The 19,609-nt window shown below is 38.8% G+C and carries 20 protein-coding genes; 12 read left to right on the forward strand and 8 right to left on the reverse strand.

Annotation, left to right across the window (positions count from 1 at the left end; genetic code table 11):
• Positions 1-9 precede the first annotated feature (9 nt).
• The 9 genes from QUE72_RS01385 (at position 10) to QUE72_RS01425 (ending at position 8,865) form a co-directional block, all read left to right on the forward strand.
• On the forward strand, positions 10-1,089 hold the full coding sequence (locus tag QUE72_RS01385) for a pilus assembly protein PilM (RefSeq protein ID WP_074497824.1): 1,080 nt from the start codon (positions 10-12) through the stop codon (positions 1,087-1,089).
• Positions 1,077-1,661 carry a PilN domain-containing protein gene (locus QUE72_RS01390; protein WP_286271059.1) on the forward strand — a complete coding sequence of 195 codons (585 nt, stop codon included), beginning with the start codon at positions 1,077-1,079 and terminating at the stop codon, positions 1,659-1,661. The genes QUE72_RS01385 and QUE72_RS01390 overlap by 13 nt, the downstream gene beginning before the upstream one ends.
• Entirely contained in the window at positions 1,658-2,251 is a 594-nt protein-coding gene (locus tag QUE72_RS01395; RefSeq protein ID WP_074497830.1) for a type IV pilus inner membrane component PilO, read from the forward strand. The genes QUE72_RS01390 and QUE72_RS01395 overlap by 4 nt, the downstream gene beginning before the upstream one ends.
• Positions 2,248-2,787 (forward strand): pilus assembly protein PilP, encoded by a 540-nt coding sequence (locus tag QUE72_RS01400; RefSeq protein WP_074497833.1) that lies wholly within the window; start codon positions 2,248-2,250, stop codon positions 2,785-2,787. Before QUE72_RS01395 ends, QUE72_RS01400 begins: the two co-directional genes overlap by 4 nt.
• Before the next feature lie 2 nt (positions 2,788-2,789).
• On the forward strand, positions 2,790-4,838 hold the full coding sequence (locus tag QUE72_RS01405) for a type IV pilus secretin PilQ (protein WP_286272934.1): 2,049 nt from the start codon (positions 2,790-2,792) through the stop codon (positions 4,836-4,838).
• Positions 4,839-4,986: 148 nt separating this feature from the next.
• Entirely contained in the window at positions 4,987-5,505 is a 519-nt protein-coding gene (aroK, locus tag QUE72_RS01410) for a shikimate kinase AroK (RefSeq protein WP_074497838.1), read from the forward strand.
• A gap of 1 nt (position 5,506) precedes the next feature.
• Positions 5,507-6,571, forward strand: a complete 1,065-nt coding sequence (gene aroB, locus QUE72_RS01415; protein ID WP_074497840.1) for a 3-dehydroquinate synthase — start codon at positions 5,507-5,509, stop codon at positions 6,569-6,571.
• 20 nt (positions 6,572-6,591) lie between these two features.
• Positions 6,592-7,974, forward strand: a complete 1,383-nt coding sequence (locus tag QUE72_RS01420; RefSeq protein ID WP_074497842.1) for a hypothetical protein — start codon at positions 6,592-6,594, stop codon at positions 7,972-7,974.
• Between the two features lie 72 nt (positions 7,975-8,046).
• Positions 8,047-8,865 carry a Dam family site-specific DNA-(adenine-N6)-methyltransferase gene (locus QUE72_RS01425; protein WP_074497844.1) on the forward strand — a complete coding sequence of 273 codons (819 nt, stop codon included), beginning with the start codon at positions 8,047-8,049 and terminating at the stop codon, positions 8,863-8,865.
• A gap of 15 nt (positions 8,866-8,880) precedes the next feature.
• Here the strand turns inward: QUE72_RS01425 and QUE72_RS01430 are convergent, their stop codons facing one another.
• Entirely contained in the window at positions 8,881-9,072 is a 192-nt protein-coding gene (locus tag QUE72_RS01430) for a DUF2970 domain-containing protein (protein WP_074497846.1), read from the reverse strand.
• Between the two features lie 248 nt (positions 9,073-9,320).
• Positions 9,321-9,989 carry a TorF family putative porin gene (locus QUE72_RS01435; protein WP_286271067.1) on the reverse strand — a complete coding sequence of 223 codons (669 nt, stop codon included), beginning with the start codon at positions 9,987-9,989 and terminating at the stop codon, positions 9,321-9,323.
• A 277-nt stretch (positions 9,990-10,266) separates the two neighbouring features.
• Here QUE72_RS01435 and rpe point away from each other — a divergent pair, with 277 nt between their 5' ends.
• Both rpe and trpS read left to right on the forward strand, forming a co-directional pair.
• Positions 10,267-10,935 carry a ribulose-phosphate 3-epimerase gene (gene rpe / locus QUE72_RS01440; RefSeq protein WP_074497848.1) on the forward strand — a complete coding sequence of 223 codons (669 nt, stop codon included), beginning with the start codon at positions 10,267-10,269 and terminating at the stop codon, positions 10,933-10,935.
• A gap of 20 nt (positions 10,936-10,955) precedes the next feature.
• Entirely contained in the window at positions 10,956-11,960 is a 1,005-nt protein-coding gene (trpS, locus tag QUE72_RS01445; protein ID WP_286271070.1) for a tryptophan--tRNA ligase, read from the forward strand.
• 87 nt (positions 11,961-12,047) lie between these two features.
• On the opposite strand, the gene QUE72_RS01450 is transcribed toward trpS, so the two are convergent.
• The 6 genes from QUE72_RS01450 to QUE72_RS01475 form a co-directional block, all read right to left on the reverse strand.
• Complete coding sequence (locus QUE72_RS01450) at positions 12,048-13,097, reverse strand: hypothetical protein (RefSeq protein WP_286271072.1); 1,050 nt, start codon at positions 13,095-13,097, stop codon at positions 12,048-12,050.
• A gap of 37 nt (positions 13,098-13,134) precedes the next feature.
• Positions 13,135-13,995, reverse strand: a complete 861-nt coding sequence (locus tag QUE72_RS01455) for a ThiF family adenylyltransferase (protein WP_074497856.1) — start codon at positions 13,993-13,995, stop codon at positions 13,135-13,137.
• Between the two features lie 8 nt (positions 13,996-14,003).
• Positions 14,004-14,807 carry a PEP-CTERM/exosortase system-associated acyltransferase gene (locus QUE72_RS01460; protein WP_074497857.1) on the reverse strand — a complete coding sequence of 268 codons (804 nt, stop codon included), beginning with the start codon at positions 14,805-14,807 and terminating at the stop codon, positions 14,004-14,006.
• An 88-nt stretch (positions 14,808-14,895) separates the two neighbouring features.
• Positions 14,896-16,125, reverse strand: a complete 1,230-nt coding sequence (locus QUE72_RS01465; RefSeq protein WP_286271076.1) for a pyridoxal-dependent decarboxylase, exosortase A system-associated — start codon at positions 16,123-16,125, stop codon at positions 14,896-14,898.
• On the reverse strand, positions 16,122-17,717 hold the full coding sequence (locus QUE72_RS01470; protein ID WP_286271078.1) for an acyl-CoA ligase (AMP-forming), exosortase A system-associated: 1,596 nt from the start codon (positions 17,715-17,717) through the stop codon (positions 16,122-16,124). Before QUE72_RS01470 ends, QUE72_RS01465 begins: the two co-directional genes overlap by 4 nt.
• Before the next feature lie 110 nt (positions 17,718-17,827).
• Positions 17,828-18,682 (reverse strand): patatin-like phospholipase family protein, encoded by an 855-nt coding sequence (locus QUE72_RS01475; RefSeq protein ID WP_286271079.1) that lies wholly within the window; start codon positions 18,680-18,682, stop codon positions 17,828-17,830.
• Between the two features lie 165 nt (positions 18,683-18,847).
• Between QUE72_RS01475 and QUE72_RS01480 the strand changes: the two genes are divergently transcribed.
• Positions 18,848-19,609 carry a S1 family peptidase gene (locus tag QUE72_RS01480; protein WP_074497862.1) on the forward strand — a complete coding sequence of 254 codons (762 nt, stop codon included), beginning with the start codon at positions 18,848-18,850 and terminating at the stop codon, positions 19,607-19,609.

The raw sequence follows: 19,609 nt of genomic DNA on the forward strand, positions 1-19,609 counted from the left end.
TAGGAAGTTATGCTTAGTAATCTATTGAGAAAGAAAGCTTCTCTCATTGTCGGAATTGACATTGGTTCGCACTCTGCAAAAGCTGTTTTGCTTAGTCAAACTGGCGATTCCTATAAATTAGAATCGATTGCTACAGAGTCAATGCCAAGAGGTGCTTTGATCGATAGAGAGATTCAAGATATCGAAGCCGTTGGCAAAGTGATTGCAAAACTTCGCACACAAATCGCCTCTTCTGCTACCTATGCTGCTGCTGCCGTTTCAGGGCAAACCGTCATTACGAAAGTTATTTATATGGATGTTTCATTGAATGAGCAAGAACTTGCCAGCCAAATTGAAATTGAAGCCGACAGTTTGATCCCATATCCACTTGACGAAGTGAGCCTGGACTTTGAACCTCTTGAAGTAAATGAATCTGACCCGACTAAAATTAATGTATTACTCAGCGCTGCCCGTACAGAGTCGGTTGAAGCAAGGGTTTCTGCTTTAGATACCGGAGGCTTTACTACAAAAGTAATCGACGTAGAGTCATACGCGATAAGTCGTTCATATGATTTAATTTTATCGCAATTACCTGATGATGCGAATGACAAAGTTGTTGCGATGGTAGATGTAGGTGCCATGATGACACTTTTTTCAGTGACACAAAATGGAGAACATCTTTATAGTCGCGACCAAATGTTTGGCGGTGAACAATATACCCGTTCAATCGTTTCTTATTATAACCAATCATTTGAAGAAGCTGAGCAGGCAAAGGTTACACATAATCTTCCACCAAATTATACGTTTGAAGTGTTAGCGCCTTTTCATACTATTTTTGTACAGCAAGTACGTCGCGCGATACAAATGTTTTTAACTTCTAGTGGTAAAGAAAAAATTGATTACCTTGTTGTGTCAGGTGGTTGCGCGCAAGTTGAAGGTTTAGAAAAACTATTGAATGAAGAGCTTGGTATACATACCATTATTGCGGATCCATTCACTGGGATGGAAATTTCAGCTGATATCGATAAAACTGAACTCTCGCAATCAGCAAGTCAATACATGGTTGCCGCTGGATTAGCGCTAAGGAGTTTCTCTACATGGCATATATAAACTTACTACCATGGCGTGAAGAAGCTGAAAAAGCCAAACAGCGACAATATTTTACGTTATTAACAGCGGTTGCTTTAGTTGCGTTTGCTGTCGTTTTTTTGATTGGACAGTTTTATCAATTACGCATTGATGGTCAACTAGAAAGAAATCGCTTTTTACAAACTGAAATAGCGATTTTAGATAAACGTATTAGTGAAATAAAAACCTTAAATGAGAAAAAACAAGAGTTAGAAAAACGTATCTCAGTTGTTGAACAATTACAGCGTAGTCGTAATGTCGGTACGCAAGTACTGGATGAAATCGCTAAGATTGTGCCTTCAGGCGTTTATTTAACCAAGATGGAAAAACAAGGCAATACTATTCAATTGTTAGGTAAAAGTGAGTCAAACAATCATTTAGCTAATATGATCCGTAACATTGAAGGCTCAGATTTATTAACGGATGCCGTGCTTGAATCTATTACCTCTAACGACGCAACAAGTAAATTATTAAGTGATTTTAAAATGCGTGTTCGTATTAAAGGTTTATTAAACGCAAACGAACAAACAGCAACCCAAGGGGCGAGTAAATGAAGATAGATTTCTCGCAATTTGACAACTTAGAACTCGACAATATTGGCAACTGGCCACCGTTGGCAAAAGGAGTGTTTGCAACGTTCCTCGCCATTGTTGTGATAGCGTTGGGCTATTTTCTTATTGTCTCAGATAAAATCAAACAACTCGATAGGGTTGTTGCTGAAGAGACAACGTTAAAACAGCAGTATCAAAGTAAATATTATGTTGCAGCCAATTTAGAACGCTTTCAACAACAGATGGTTGAAGCCGAAACACTTTTTGCTGAACAATTAAAAAGTTTACCTGAAAGCCATGAAACGCCAGGTTTATTAGACGATATTACTTTTGTAGGCACTACTAGCGGCTTAGATTTTGTTAAATTAAATTGGCAGCCAGAGATAACACAAGAGATATATATTGAACTACCTATCGATATAGAAGTTGTTGGTTCTTATCATGAATTTGGAAACTTTGTGAGTAAAATCGCAGGGTTACCGCGTATTGTTACCTTGCATGATTTTGACATTAATATGGTAGCCGATACAAACGGACAGTTAAATTTAAAATTACAGGCTAAAACCTATCGGTATAGGGAGACAGCACAATGATAAAACAACGATGCTTACCTCTTTTATTAATATTTTTAGGTGGCTGCTTTAATGATAAAGCTGATTTACATGCACATATTGAGCAGGTGAAATCAACAACACCAAGTACGATAGAGCCAATGCCAGAAGTGCCAGTGTTTAATCATGTAGAATATGGTGCGTCAACGTTAAGAAGTCCATTCGATGCACCAAAACCTGAAGCGATTCAAGAAAAAATCCAACAAATGTCAGGTTGTTTAAGTCCTGATCCTCGTAGACGCAAGCAACCGTTAGAAAAGTTCGCAATAAGTGATCTATCAATGCGGGGTACGTTAGGTGAGTTGGGTATTACATGGGCATTGGTTCAAGCATCTGATTCAACACTTCATCGTGTTGCGGTAGGAAGCTACCTAGGGCTTTATAATGGTCGAATTACTGAAGTCAGCCAAGATAAAGTCAAGGTTGTAGAGTTAATCCCAGATGGTGCTGGCTGTTGGGTTGAGCGTGAAACGACTGTTGCTATGGTTGAAGCAGAGAGTCAAGGGCAAAGGAACTAATGATGTTGCAAATAAATAAAATGAAAATGAAAGGTGTTAAGTGGCAACATAAGTTTGTTGTATTGGTTATTTTGTCGGTATCTTCGATATTTTCAATGGCCACTGAGGTAACTTCCTTACGTTATAACACACTGCAAAATGATGAAATCGAACTGGTTTTTTCATTATCTCAACCAATAGTTGAGTTACCAAAAGTTGAAACGTCAATGACGCCAGCGCATATTGATATAACATTTGAGGCTGACAGCTTTAATCAAGCATTGCTAGAGACCAGCATTAAACATGCAGGCGTTGAAACGGTCACCATGCAAAAAATTGCTGGCAATATTGTTGCTCGGGTTTCGTTAGATAAATTAGCCATTTTTGATGTGAGTGCTCAAGGACATGAATTTTCATTGCTTCTAAATAAAGATGTTGCTCCGAAAGCGATTAACAATTTATCGCCTGTGGGTGGTCAGTTTATTAACAAAATATCGAATATTGATTTTCGTCGTAATAAAGATGATCAGGCACAAATTATTGTCAGCCTTGATGATAGTATGGTTGCTGTTGATGTTAGTGATCGTCTAGGCAAGTTATTTATTGAATTTCATAATACAGAAATTACCGAAGATCTCTTATATCAATTAGATGTGACTGACTTTGGCACTAAAGTGACGACCATTGAAACCTTCAAAGAAGGAAAGAATGCACGCTTAGTCGTGGATATTGATGGCAGTTTTACTTTTGAACATAAACAGCAACAAAATGTGTTCTCGTTAACGGTAACCGAAGACGTGAAAGCGCCTGGTTATTTAGCAGATTCAGAAGACTTTAGCGGGCGTGCAATTTCTCTTAATTTTCAAGATATTCCAGTAAGAACAGTGTTGCAAATTATTGCAGATTTAAACGGTTTTAATTTAGTGACCAGTGATACTGTTGCAGGCAATATAACACTTAGGCTTGATGGTGTTCCTTGGGATCAGGCATTAGATATTATTTTAAAGGTTAAAGGATTAGATAAACGCATGGAAGGTAACATTTTAATGGTTGCCCCAGGCGATGAACTAGCCGCTAGAGAAGCTCAAGAATTACAAGCTCAACAACAAGTCGCTGAACTGGCTCCCCTGTATTCTGAATATATCCAAGTTAATTATGCAAAAGCGATTGAATTTGCTGCTCTTGTTAAAAATGAAGAAAACAGTATTTTATCACCTAGAGGTAGTGTGAGTGTTGATGAAAGAACGAACACCTTATTGATCCGCGATACCGCACAAAGTATTGAAGATGTTAAACGAATGGTGAGCGTGTTAGACATTCCTGTACGGCAGGTAGTGATCGAGTCTCGTATGGTAACGGTTAAAGATAATATTAATGAAGAACTCGGTATACGTTGGGGAGTTACTGATACCGACGGCGAGTATGCTACTTCGGGTTCTATAGGAGGCACTAATTCTGCTAATAACGGTTCAGTACCTTCTTTATCGGATAGGCTTAATGTTAATTTACCGGCCTCTTCTGCTGCTGGTAGTATCGCCTTTCAGGTTGCTCGCTTAGCTGACGGAACGATTTTAGACTTAGAATTAAGCGCGCTTGAAAATGAAAATAAAGGTGAGATTATTGCTAGTCCTCGTATTACTACCGCAAATCAAAAAGAAGCTTATATAGAGCAAGGTGTTGAAATTCCATATCAAGAAGCAGCTTCAAGTGGTGCAACGTCAACACAGTTTAAAAAAGCGGTATTGAGCCTGAAAGTAACACCGCAGATCACTCCGGATAATCGTATAATTCTAGATTTAATCGTGACGCAAGATACCGTTTCTGAAGTGACTAATGGCAGCGCACCGGCGATAGATACTCAAAGAATAGGCACACAAGTGTTGGTTAATAATGGTGAGACTATCGTTTTAGGTGGTATTTATCAGCAATCAGTGATCAATAGCATCTCAAAAGTACCTGTTTTAGGTGATATTCCTTACTTCGGTTGGATGTTCCGCAACACAAATAACTTCAATGAGAAAAAAGAACTGCTTATTTTCGTCACGCCGCGTATTGTAACTGAAAGATTTTAAAGACTTTTTGCAAGTAAACTGTGTTTTTGTCCATTGCTTACTTGCAATCTAGGGTTAACAATTGCGATAATTACGCCCTTAAAATTTTCGAGGGAGGTTCCCTCTTACCCATAAACGCAAATTAATTAACGAGTATTAAGTTAGTCTCATGGCAGAAAAACGTAACATTTTCTTGGTGGGCCCAATGGGCGCAGGCAAAAGCACCATAGGTAGAGAGTTAGCTGATAAACTACATTTAGAGTTTTATGATTCAGATCAGGAAATCGAGCGTCGCACAGGTGCGGATATCTCTTGGGTTTTCGATTTGGAAGGTGAAGAAGGTTTCCGTATCAGAGAAGAGCAGGTTATTGATGATTTAAGCCAATTACAGGGTATCGTGTTAGCGACCGGTGGTGGCTCAGTGATCAGTGATCATGTGAGAAATCGTTTATCTGCACGTGGTATTGTTGTCTATTTAGAAACAACCATTGATAAACAAGTAGCGCGTACACAGCGTGATCGCCGTCGTCCTTTATTGCAAACGTCTGAAGAGCCACGTTCTGTGCTTGAAAAACTAGCAGTAGAGCGCAACCCTTTATATGAAGAAGTTGCCGATGTGATTGTACAAACTGACGATCAAAGTGCAAAAATTGTCGCGAATAAAATTGTTGATCGCCTAGATTTTTAATATGGCCACTTTACAGCTTGATTTAGCTGAGCGCAGTTATCCAATTTATATTGATAGTCACCTTTTAAAAGCAGGAGATCTGCTTACAAAGCATATTCGTGCAAAGCGAGTTTGTGTGGTGACTAACGATGTAGTATCTCAATTGTATTTGTCATCAGTAAAAGAATTGTTGAGTGGCTTTCAGGTAGATGAAATTATCTTACCTGATGGAGAAGCAGAAAAAAGCTTACATAATTTCGAAAAAATCATGTCGCATTTACTTGCCAATACCCATGGCAGAGACACAACATTGATCGCTTTAGGCGGTGGTGTTATTGGTGATATAACTGGCTTTGCTGCTGCTTGCTATCAACGTGGCATCGATTTTATTCAAATTCCTACCACGTTACTTTCTCAGGTTGATTCATCAGTAGGCGGTAAAACAGCGGTTAATCATCCTCTAGGGAAAAATATGATTGGTGCTTTTTACCAACCTAAAGCGGTACTAATCGATATTAACAGTTTAGCTACGTTACCAGCACGAGAGTTTTCTGCTGGTATGGCTGAAGTCATTAAGTATGGTATTTTAGGTGATCGTGAATTCTTCTATTGGCTTGAGCAACACATAGATGCGATAAAATCATCAGAATCTAATGTATTAATTGAAATGATAGAACGCTGTTGTCAGTGCAAAGCTGATATTGTTTCCCAAGATGAAACAGAAGCTGGATGTAGAGCGCTGTTGAATCTCGGTCATACGTTCGGTCATGCAATAGAAGCAGAACAAGGCTATGGTAACTGGCTACACGGCGAAGCAGTAGCTACTGGCATGGTCCTTGCTGCTAAGCTTTCAGTAGCATTGAATTTGCTAGAAGCGTCAGAACTTCGTCGAATTGAGTCTTTACTTGCTGCGTTTGATTTACCATTGGAAGCTCCTGAAACAATGGATTTTCATTCATTTATCAAACACATGCGCAGAGACAAAAAGAACATCGGCGGGAAACTTCGCCTTATTATACCCAACACTATTGGCCAAGCGGTTATGCGTGATGATATTAGTGAGGATATGCTTCAGCAAATTCTGTAGAAAGTACAGAAAGGTGAAACATGTCAGCACTGGCGCATAACAACGAAAATCAACAGTCTTATATAAACGAGGTTACCTCAATTAGCTCTGTCGCTAGAGTTGATTATATTCTACGTTTTTCAAAACATGCTGTTGTCGTTATTGACGAAGACACCATGCGTTATTCTTCATTGGGTAGCCAGTATCTTGCAAATTTATCTAATGATTTTAATGCTGCTTATTTAACAATGTCGCCAAGGCTTGATGATTTACAGGTTCGCTGTCGTATTATTGAGCAGCTATTTGGCAATGTATTATTTGATCCTGAGCAATCAGTAGCCGTCAGTTTAATCAACCTGATAAAGCAACACAAACAACCCGTAAGTATTGTAGTCGAGCATGCACATCATCTTTCTTTTCAATTATTGCATGAATTAACTCAACTGGCTGAAATAGCGAAAAAAGCCAATTTAGCGATACAAGTGGTGATGTTAGCCATGACATCAGTTGGGCAAAAATTAACCGAACATGCAATGCTGTTTGATAAAAAACTCTCTATTGTAGATGCATACAGCGGCCAGCTGATCCCACTTAATGACAAACGTTTTAACGCTGGCAATCAATGGCAAACATTATCACAGTTTAAGAAGTATCTTGTCGGCTTTTTAGGGTTGACTGCTATTGGCGCATTGATTGTTTATCAACTCTATCAGGTAGACACGTTTAATTTTAGTAAGCTTAAGCCAGTATCTGAATCTGTAGAAATGCCTGTGGTAAAGCAAACGAGTGAACAAGCTAACCTTGAAGAGAAAGCAGGCAACATTCCTCTAGAGGCAGAAAGTACTGGCAGTGAAAGTGTTGCTAGCGCTGCGGTTAATATTGCTATAGCCAACGCAGAAGAAATATCTAACAGATTATTAGGTAAAGAGACGTTATCTCAAAGTACAGAAAAAAAGGTGGTTGAAAAGGCATCTGTGTTAGATATTGCAACTGCACTTACCGCAAAACAACCAATTGTTGAACAACCCGTAAAACAAGCACCTTTAGATGAGAAAACCAAGGCAGTAGAAGCTATCGAAAATAATGATGCGCTAAAAGTACAATCATCCACAACACTTGAGCCTGCACCGTTAAGTTATTATGCAAACAAAAGTGGGTTTGTATTACAGTTTGCAGTAATTGAACAAGAGAAGTCGAAACAAGCATTCATTGATAGCGTAGCAGCGATTGAAGTGTACCAATACCAACGAAATGTTACGCAAGGAACGGTTACGGTATTAACATCTAAAATCTTTGAATCGAGAGTATCAGCGGCTGATTGGTTGGCGACTGCACCAGAAATTATCAAGAGTAGACAACCATTTATTCGATCAGTAAAGAGTATAAATGCTGAAATTGATGATTATCAACGCTCCCAATCTTAATCAAATCAAGTTACAATTCACCCGTTGAGTAATGAAGTGGCTTGGTTGCCATATTAGGGTTTTTAAAGCTAAATGGTAAAAAAGCAACGAGCATTTCTAAAATGGGCTGGTGGAAAATACAGCCTTACAGAAAAAATAAACACGTTATTGCCAAATGGCGAACGATTAATTGAACCTTTTGTGGGTGCGGGATCAGTCTTTCTTAATAGTGATTTTGAGCGTTATGTACTAAACGATATTAATAAAGACTTAATTAATCTCTACCAAACTATTCAACAAGATCCCGTTAACTTTATTGACGATGCTAAACGCTTTTTCGTTAGTGAGAATAATCTGCCTGAAGCCTATTACCATTTGCGCAGCGAATTTAATGCTACGGTCGATAAGCACTATCGTTCGTTATTGTTTTTGTATATGAACCGCCACGGTTACAATGGTTTATGTCGATATAATAAGTCAGGCGGTTACAATGTCCCGTTTGGTAAATACAAAAAGCCTTATTTCCCAGAAGCTGAGTTAGAGTTTTTTGCGGAAAAAGCAAAGAAAGCCATTTTTATTTGCGAGGGCTATCGACAAACCTTTGCTCGTGCTAATGATGGTGACGTTATTTATTGTGATCCACCTTACGTACCATTGAGCAAAACAGCAAGCTTTACCAGTTATGCTGGTAATGGTTTTGGCTTAGACGAACAAGCAGATTTAGCAAACGCTGCTGAAGAGGTAACGAGCGAGAAGAAGGTCAGTGTGTTGATCAGTAATCACGATACCATTTGGACACGTAAAATATATCAAGGCGCGAAAACACGAAAGTCGATCAAAGTGTCACGAACGATTAGTCAGAAAGGTACTACGCGTAAGAAAGTTGCAGAATTGATGGTACTTTATAAATAACGCAGTGTGTTATGTTTATTTTACGACTAAAGAAACTACAGTAAATAAACCAAGTACAAACAAAATGACAGCAATTAAACCAACTATCACGAAGTGGCTAAATTTACCTTGAGAGAAGTCTCGTTCCCTATTTTTATTACTTTGTACACCTAAAAAGGCGGCTGCAACGCTTTTTACTGTTTCTTTTAATGGCTGTGCGTTTTTCATAGTGCGTTTCTTTAAGAATAAATAAAACGATGAAAACCACTTTAGCATTAAAACCAAATCGGGTCATTATTTAAGCTCAGGTTAACTATGAAATAAAATTAAGCGACTCTTGTTAATTGAGATAGCACAATTTCTTATACAAAGCTGAGGTTATTGAATCAATTAGACCGTTAAAGAAAAAGGCCTGATGATTGAATGTTTCCATCGTTTGAAACCGTTCAGTATCAGGCTTTTTTGAGAATGGTTACTTATAGATCGAAATCTATCGCATAGGCTAAATATACTTTAAGATCACCAGCACCACCGTCTAAGTCTGTTTGAGAAGCACCTAAAGTAAAGCCACTTTTACTGATACTAACGCCATAATCAATTGAATCTTCGGCTAACCAATCACCAGAATAAGAACCTAAGTGAAGACCAACTTCTGCTTCATTAGTTAATGCGAAACTATAATCTGCTGAGGCATAAATGGTATCACCAGCATCAGCTCCTTCTCCGTCAGTTAATACAGCAACACCTAAAGTTAAACCACTGAAACTGATATTCGCATAAACCTCTGAAAAATCAGCATCACCAGTTGTTTCATCAGGATAGGCGTAATAAATAAACCCGACATCATATGAAACTGTTTCATTGATATCACCACCAAAACCGGCATAAAAATCAAGTTCATAAGTCATGCCGTCAGCCCAATCGGCATTTGATACCCAAGTACCAGCGTAAAAGCCTGTATCACCTGCGTAATCAATACCGCCTGAAACAGCAGCTTTACCACCAGTTTGTTCTAAACCACGCCATAAATAATTGCTTGTCACTGCGGCATTAGCAGACCATTCACTTGCAATAGCAGGGGTTGTTAATGTTGATGAAGCTAAGATTGTTGAAACGAGTGCGACTTTCATTAAGTTATTTTTCATATTTTTCTCATAAAGTTATTGTTGTGTCTATTATTTACTATGGGTTTTGCAAAAGCAGTGCCTACGGTAAATAAAAAACAAAAAACTAATAAAATCATTTAAATACAATTGGTTATGAAATTAGTTTATTTGTGTGTTCAATTTTATATTGTCTTGGGTGATCAATACTGGTGCAGGAGGAAGGCGAAATGAGCAAAAAAAGTGCAATTGACATTGGTCGATTATTATTGAAATTTAGTATAAAGTAGCGCAGATTTTTCAAAGGGGTGTTGGATTTATGTCTTCTTATATTATTGCGCCATCAATTTTATCTGCTGATTTCGCTCGTCTTGGTGAAGAAGTTGAAAATGTGATCAGCGCAGGTGCTGATGTGATTCATTTTGATGTGATGGATAATCATTACGTACCAAACTTATCTTTTGGACCGATGGTGTGTCAGTCATTGCGTGATTATGGCATTACTGCTCCAATTGATGTTCACCTAATGGTTAAACCGGTTGACTCATTAATTCCCGCATTTGCAAAAGCAGGCGCTAATATCATTACTTTTCATCCAGAGGCGAGTGAGCATGTTGATCGCACTTTGCAGTTGATTAAAGAGCAAGGTTGTCAGGCTGGCGTCGTGTTAAACCCTGCCACGCCTTTGCATATTTTAGATTTTGTGATGGACAAAGTAGACGTGGTGTTATTGATGTCTGTGAATCCCGGTTTTGGCGGACAATCGTTTATTCCAACAACACTAGAAAAAATTAAATTAGTAAGAGAAAAAATTCGCCAAAGTGGCCGAGATATTCGTTTAGAGGTAGATGGAGGCGTAAAAGCCGATAATATCGCTGATATCGCTAAAGCGGGGGCTGATATGTTTGTCGCTGGTTCTGCAATTTTTTCTCAACCAGACTATAAAGAAGCGATTGATGGGATGCGTCGAGCGCTTGCAACTGTTTGATAAATTTTAGGTAAAAGAAAATGACAAAACCAGTAGTATTAAGTGGCTGTCAGCCGTCGGGCGAATTAACCATTGGTAATTATTTAGGCGCATTAAAGCAATGGGTAAATATGCAACAAAGTCACGACTGTTATTATATGTTGGTGAATCAACATGCGATAACGGTTCGTCCTGAAGCAGATGCTCTTAGAAAAGCAACGCTAGATGGCCTTGCACTATATTTAGCCTGTGGCATTGATCCTGAGCAAAGCACTATTTTTATTCAGTCACATGTACCAGAGCATGCCCAATTAAGCTGGGTGTTAAATTGCTATACGCAAATGGGCGAGCTTAATCGCATGACCCAATATAAAGATAAGTCTCAAAAGTCAGAAGCAAACATGAACGCAGGTTTGTTCACTTACCCGGTGCTAATGGCGGCAGATATTTTGTTATACGGTGCCAATGAAGTGCCAGTTGGGGACGACCAAAAGCAACATTTAGAATTAGCCCGTGATATTGCGACACGTTTTAATAATTTATATGGTGATATTTTTAACGTACCTGAACCTCAGATACCCGAATTTGGTGCGCGTATTATGAGTTTGCAAGATCCCACTAAGAAAATGTCTAAATCAGATACAAACCCAGGCAACTTTATTGGCTTGTTAGAAGATCCTAAAAAAATCAGCAAAAAAATAAAACGTGCAATCACTGACTCAGATGAGCAAGCGCGTATTTATTTTGATGTGGCAGAAAAGCCAGGGGTATCAAACTTATTAACGTTATTGTCATGTTCTACAGGGCAATCAATAACGGAATTAGTGCCACAATACGAAGATAAAATGTATGGGCATTTAAAAGGTGATGTAGCAGATGCTGTCGTGGCAATGTTAGAGCCAATTCAAACGCGCTTTCATGAATATCGCAATGATGAAGCTTTTATGAATAGCGTGATGCAAAAAGGCGCAGAGAAAGCTTCTGAGCGCGCAGAGCATGTATTGAAAGCCGTTTATAACGCGGTGGGTTTTATTGCTAAGCCGTAATTGAACTTTTTCAAACCATGGTGACAAGCTAGCGTAGCTTGTCACCATTAAGCATTGTTTAGTTATCTGTAGAATGCACCTGTAGTGCTATGTTTGGCGTTGATAAGACGTTATTGTACGTCTTAAAGTACGATGCTTGACAGGTTTTGCTGTATAACCTAGTCGTAAAAACATTAAGCCGTGGTGTCCATCAGGAGATATACCTTTCATATCTTGTTTGATCTGCTCAATGTTAGGCATGAATTCTGGTTCAATGTTTAACCCTCTTAATGAGTATATAGGCGCTGCTGCATAAGGTTGAACGGATAATTCTTCCATAGCAGCTTGTAACCAAAAGCGTTGTAATGCTTGGCCCCCTTTTATCACTGATGCGCGAGTATTATCCGCGATAGAAATCAAGGCGAGTACCGGAGAAAAACTAATAGGTACCTGAACGGAACGAAAGCCGAGTATTTTTGATACCCCAAGCTTATTGAAAAAGCTAATTGTTTTCCAATTCGACATCATTTGAAAAAAGGGTCTTGCTGGTGGTTCAATTTCCAGCGTTGATACAGGCATACCTTCTTGTGGCTTCGGATCATCAAAAATAACCGAAGAATATAGTTCTTGATGAAGTATTTTACTTTCAAAGCGTAAACTCTCAGCGTGTCGCATTACCGGTAAAGCTGATTTTTTTGCTGATTTATCAGTAAAAAAGGTAACCTTAGCATCATGGTATTCTGCTGCTTGTGCTAATCGAGTTAATACTTCATCTTTCACGGGTCCTTTGAAAGGAAATCGTCTATCGGTACAGCGTTTAGCGATTACATCTGCAAGGTTATGAGTTGCCGAATGGCTTTGCTTAAAGCTAATGTCGGCAACATGACGAGGAGCATTTTCTGGTGATGGTAAAATATTTACTTGAGCGGTGTAGCCGAGTTGTTCTGCTTGAATCACTGTATTTTCTACCACCGCACCAAGTGATATATCCGATAAAATATAATCTTCATCAGTTGCTTTTCCAGAACGTGTTTCATCAATGTAAAAACTGAGAACCCCGTTTTTATGGTACTCGTATGTAAATGGTGAACTATTATCAGCTGAAGGCGCAAATATTGCGGCTTTAATGATGGTTTCTAAATCGGAATGGTTGAGCACAAAGCGTACCTTTCTAGCAGTGAATGAAACAGTTGGTTTAAATCGCCATTTTCTTTTTGGCGATGATATAAGCTAATCTTTGAATAGGGTTATTGTTACCACCTGGTCGCCATGTTTTTTTATACTGATTTGTATAGGCGTCAAAATGTAGACCCCAAGGGACATTGAGCACTTTGCCGCGATTTAGAAAAATTTTCATCACTTGTGATGCAGCAACGCCAGCGGCTAGTTGGCAACCAATAAAAGTAGAAGGACCTTTTTTATTGGCTAAATCAAGTCTTGTTGGATCCACTAAATAGGCACTTTGTAGCGCGGCAGGGGTTAAGCCAAGAAAAAATTTTAAGTATTGCTCATTTTCAGTATGGCCTGCTAAGCGAAAATATTGCTCGAATGTCATCTCACCTGGAAGAAAGTTCAGACAAGCTGTTCCCATACCAATAGGTGCAGCAGTCGTTGCAGGTATTTGCTTTTTCGAACATTGATCAAAGACTAAACGTCGAGCATCCATTACGAAAAAATCAAGAGAATCTACGTAGCAATCTACACCGGCTAAAAACTCATGGATATTGTTAGCGTTGATACCTTCATCAAAGGTTTTTATTTCAAGTTCCGGATTAATTTCTAAAGCCATTTTAACCATGGTGTCTAATTTTTTAGCACCATAACTATTAATGTTGGCTCCTACTTGTCGATTGGTATTCTCACAGCCAAACTCATCGAAGTCAGAGACATGAAACTTTCCAATGCCTAATCTTACCAGGGTTAAAAAATGATCGCCGCCAACACCACCTAAGCCTGCAATCGCTACACATTTGTTGCGTAGTGTCTGTTGTTCTTCTTCTGTAAACCAGCCAATATTACGAGAAAAAGCTAAATCGTAATCAAATTGTTGTGACATTTTTTTGCCTATGTAGTGGGGGCTCTATAAATTTCGGGGATCCCAAATTGTCCGTCACTTCCATATGGTTTTAATTGAATTTGAGTGGATAACTCTTGATAAACGATCTCATACAATTCTTGCATTTGTTCGTTTAGATCAACGTAGAAGTTCTCTTCTTCTAAGAAAAACATTGCACGACGCCCATGATAATCCATTTCTTCGCCAACCTGCTTAAAGGGAAGGCCAAAGCGTTGTAATCGTCGGTTTAACCTTGGCTCCATCATTACCATGATGCCAACATGGTGACACATACTGGCTAACGCTAAACCACCTAAATAAAGCCCAATAGCAATGTTTGGAAAGTTGCGACGCTCTTCTGCTGAATACATGGTATCTGGATCAACATTACTTAAAACATAAGGTTTATTTTTTTCTTGTTCACGGCGTCTGAACGATGCTAAAACGGCAAGTCGAGATATTTCACCAAAGCCTCCTCGTGGTAGGCTTTGTGTATCTAATACCTCTTTTTTTGCACTCTCTAAACAGTGTGCTTCGAAAGGTAACTGATAAGACGGGTTTTCGGCAGGTGGAATAATCAACCGAATACAACCTGCGTAAATTCCTGTTCGTCGGTGTTCTAATAAGCAATGGTAAGAGAAGTCATCGCAGTCGTCACTTTCCATTCGCTCTTCGTTACTAGGCTCCCAGCCTAGCTCTTCGCTATAGACTCCGTACCGGATTTTGTAGGCTTCTTGTTGAAGTTCCTTGGTGTTAGCAAACCTGATCTTAAAAAATTGATCAAAGTTCTTTGCTATAGAATATCCGCTCATATAATCAGAAAACGCCTTTTATCACTTAAGTTTAAATATAACAGTATCTGGTAAAAATACCTTACTAATTTTATGCTAATTTTTTTCTTCATAGTAAAATTTCAGCTACTCTTCCCTGACTTAAAAAGTCTTGCGGGCTAGCAGTAGGACCATATGCACCCGATTGATAAATAATAGCAAAGTCACCAATATTTGCTTTGGGTAGTTCAACTTTACTTGCTAGAACATCAAGCGGTGTACACAGCGGCCCAACAAGAGTCACGCATTCTGTATCGCTATTTCCAGACAATAATTTATTGCCGAGCGACACAGGATAATTTTTTCTGATCACTTGTCCGAAATTACCCGAGTTGGCAAGGTGGTGATGTAAACCACCATTACACACGAGAAACTTTTGCTCTCGAGATGTTTTAATATCAACTATTTTACTTGCGTAAACACCACATTCACCCACGAGGTATCGGCCTAATTCAATGATCATTTCTACGTGTGAAAGCGTTACATATTGCGCAAATAAACGCGTTAAGTTTTCCATTATAGGCGCGGTGTTTAACCGTTTATCCCCCGGAAAATATGGAATGCCAAAGCCACCACCTATATTAATATAGTCGATCTTACTCTTTGTGATGAGCATCAGCCTTTCTGCAAGTGCAAAGGTATTATTGTGCATCTCTATGATGGCATCTGCTTGCAAGTTTTGGGAGCCTGAGTAAATATGAAAGCCTCTAAAATTTACCGCATCATAATCAAGTGTTGATAGCACTTCAGGTAATAACTCTTCATCGATACCGAAGGGTTTAGCTCCCCCTGACATTCGCATACCAGAGGCTTTCAGTTCAAATGCTGGGTTTACCCGTATTGCTACATTTGGTGTGGTATCAAGGTGTTTACCACGCTCAATGATGCTCGCCAGTTCGTTAATTGACTCAACATGTAAGGTAATACCGGCAACGATAGCTGCCGTGATATCTTCTTGGGTTTTTCCTGGGCCTGCAAAACTGATATTGGCTGGTGGCATGCCTGTTTGTAGTGCCAGTAATAACTCTTTTTTTGAAGCAACATCAAAGCCTTTTACTAACGGTTTAATAAAATTGACCAGTGGCGGGTAAGGGTTCGCTTTAACAGCATAATGCAAGCTTACTTGAGGTGGTAAGGCGGCTTTGAGTGCCGTAATAGTATCTTTAACGATGTTTGCATCATAAGCATAAAAGGGAGTTTGCCCAACGAGCATTTCAATTTGTGCTAAGGTTTTGTCACCAATCAATAGCTGTTGTTGATCAATGTTAAACTGTGACATAGGGGCATGTAATTTACTCATGATGCTTTATCCGAAAAGAAAGATTGGTACGTTGATGTTAGTAAACTACGATCAAGCTTACCATTTGCGTTATGTGGTAGTTCTGATAAAACAATGAAAGCTTCTGGTATCATGTAAGTTGGCAGTGCTTTTTTACAATGCAACAATAGTTCGTCTTGTAATGTTTGTGCCTCTTGCGTACTCGAGACAAGTGCTATAATACCTTGTCCTAGTATTAAATGTTCTATACCGATAACCACACATTCTAAAACATTTGCATGTTGGTATAACACTTCTTCAATCTCAGTGGGACTTACTCGATAACCTGATGTTTTGATCATTTCATCGTTTCTAGCAATGAAATATAAATAACCCTCTTTATCTTTTGTCACGGTATCACCTGAATACACAGCTATTTCAGGTAATTTTATACCTTGTGGTGAACAAGGGGATGGTTTAAAACGCATTTGTGTTGCTTGTTGTGCATTCCAATACCCTAAAGAGACTAATGGTCCGGTATGCACAAGCTCGCCAGGTTCATTCTCCGTGCATTCTTTTCCTTGGTCATTAATCACAAATATTTCTACATTTGGAATGGCCTTGCCTATTGAGTTGGGTTTACAATCAATTTTTTCTGGTGGCAAGTAGGTAGAACGAAAAGCTTCTGTAAGCCCATACATCATATAAGGTAGCGCATCAGGTACTGCTGCTCGTAATGTAGATAAAATGTTTTCAGGTAGTGCACCACCAGAATTGGTAAAATACCGCAAACTTGTGGTGTTGTACTTTTGCCAATTAAGCTTTGCTAATTGCCCCCATAACGGCGGTACACCTGCAAGACCAGTGACGTTATGTTGCTCTACTGCTTTGAGCAAATCTTGTGGTAATAAGTAATCAATCAAAATTGCATTCGCACCTGCGAGAAAACTTGTAGTAAGTTGGCTAAACCCGTAATCAAAGCTAATGGGTAATGCAGCAAGAATCACATCTTGCTCGTTGTTATGTAGATAGCTACTAACAGAGTGTGCGCCGATAACAATATTCTGATGGGATAGTACCACGCCTTTGGGCTTTCCTGTGCTGCCCGAAGTGTAAAAAATAGCCGCCATATCGGTTGATTTTATCGGCCTAGAAATTGGTGCGGTTCGTTTATTTTCACGAAAATAACGCCAAGATATGACACTAATGTGCTCGATGGTTTCGTGAGCAATTTCTTGTTCATCAACCAGTAATATATAGCGTAAAGCCGTGAGGTTATTTAGTTGATTTTTGAGGGTATGAAACCTTGCTTTATTGGTGACTAATAACGTTGTTTGGCAATCTTCTAAAATATGTTCAACTTGTGCTGTTTTTAATAATGGATTAATCGGAACAAAAACTGCGCCTATTCGGCTACATGCAAATAAAATGGTGATTGCTGTAATATTTTTCGGTAGTAAAACAGCGATACGATCGAAACGTGTGATCGATAATGCGCTATAACCATTAGCATTAGTGGTGATTTCGTGTTGCAACTGTTGATATGTAAGGCTGGTAGACTTACAGGTTAAAGCAGTTTTATCGGCATATTTGCTGGCTGAACTTGAGATGAGTTCATGAACAAAGCTGGTCATGGCTAATGCCTACGAGAAGCGTAAATATAAAATGTTGATGTTATGTTAATACAAATTGTGTATTGATGCTATGCCTTTGCTTTTCAAGTTAAATTACTTTGAAAGAACAATTAAAGCTTTACGGTTTTTTTTGCATCAATGGATAAGGCTTTTACTTTGATCGGTAATATTTTCGTGGCAGTATGATAGCCCTTGTAAAATAGCGCTTCTTTTTGTGCTAATGTCATTCCAAAGTCAACTGCTGAAGAAATACCAGTATTGACGACTACCGTATTATGCCAGAATGCCTCATTAATATATTCTCGGGATATGGTGGTCATAAAAGTACGTATTAATAAGCTGACATATTGCACGATTGGGAACATGCCTTTTATTTTGATATCGTCATATTCGTAATCGCCTTTCAAGCGAAAGCAAACCACAGGAGTGCCATCATTTGCCCAATCACGATGTAAGGCATCTTCTGATAAAATGCTGCCATCAACCATTAAATGTTTATCAAAGGTTTTAAAGCTAAAAACCAAGGGAATTGACATCGAGAAGCGTACCGCAAGCGACACTTTTAAATCAGGTGTATTTTCTTTGTTAAAGATCACGGGTTTACCGCGAGCTACGTCAGTTGCAACAATGTGTAAGTTAAACGGCATTTCTTTGAATGTTTTGCCGTGAAGCAGGCGATCGATCCAACGTTCAAAGACATCACCTGAGCTAAGGCCACCATTACGCAATAATTTAATTAAAGAATAACCACGAAACTTTGTATAATCTGTGTTTAAAGCGATATGTTTAATTTCAGCAATGGATAACCCTGAAGCATATAAACTGCTAATAATACTACCACCGGAAACCCCAACAATATGATCAAAGTCGAGATCATATTCATGAAGCGCTTGTAAAATGCCTACGTGGGCGGGAAGGCGTGTTCCGCCGCCAGCAAGAATAGGGACAATTTTTTGAGTATTCATAGCTTTCACTTTAAAACTAACTTATTGTTATCAATATAATTATGGTCAAAAATCATAATATTGCCTAATAATTTATAAAAGTTCATGCAAAAGTGTTTTTTGCTACTGAGGCTTTTTGATACATTTAATCTCAGAATAACAACGTATAAGGTGCGAAGTAAGGCGATGATAAAATGGATAATGTGGTGTTGTTTTGTTCTTTGTGGAGCAGTACACGCGAGCGAGTTAGCCGATACCCTCGAAAAAATCAAACCATCTGTTGTTGGAATTGGTGTTTATACGCCAACGGGTCGGCCTAAAAATCAATTACATGGCACAGGTTTTGTCATCGGCAACGGCAAATTTGTTGTCACAAATCATCATGTAGTTCCTGAATCGTTAAACGTTGCATTAAAACAACAACTAGCGGTATTCGTTGGCTCTGGGCGGCAAGCAGTTGTGCGCAAAGCACGTTTGATTGATTCATCAGCGAAGTATGATTTAGCTGTACTTGCCATTGAGGGTGACCCTTTACCCGCTATGACGCTATCAAATAGTGATTTTATCCGAGAAGGTAGTTATGTTGCGTTTACTGGTTTTCCTATTGGTGCAGTATTAGGGCTTTATCCGGTAACACACAGAGGTATTGTTGCGAGTATCACGCCAACGATAACACCTGTTGCAGATGCTAAAAAAATTAATATCGCGATGTTAAAACGTTTACGTGATCCTTACTTAGTGTATCAATTAGATGCAACCGCTTACCCTGGTAACAGTGGTAGTGCCTTATATGAAATTTCCACAGGTAAGGTGGTTGGTGTGATTAATAAAGTGTTTGTGCAAAAAACCAAAGAAGGGGTGATCACAAATCCTAGTGGGATAACTTATGCTATTCCTATTAAATATGTTATTGAATTGTTAGAAAAAAACAAAATCTTGTTCAAGTAA

The organism is Thalassotalea hakodatensis (assembly GCF_030295995.1).
In the GTDB taxonomy this organism is placed as follows: Bacteria; Pseudomonadota; Gammaproteobacteria; order Enterobacterales; family Alteromonadaceae; genus Thalassotalea_C; species Thalassotalea_C hakodatensis.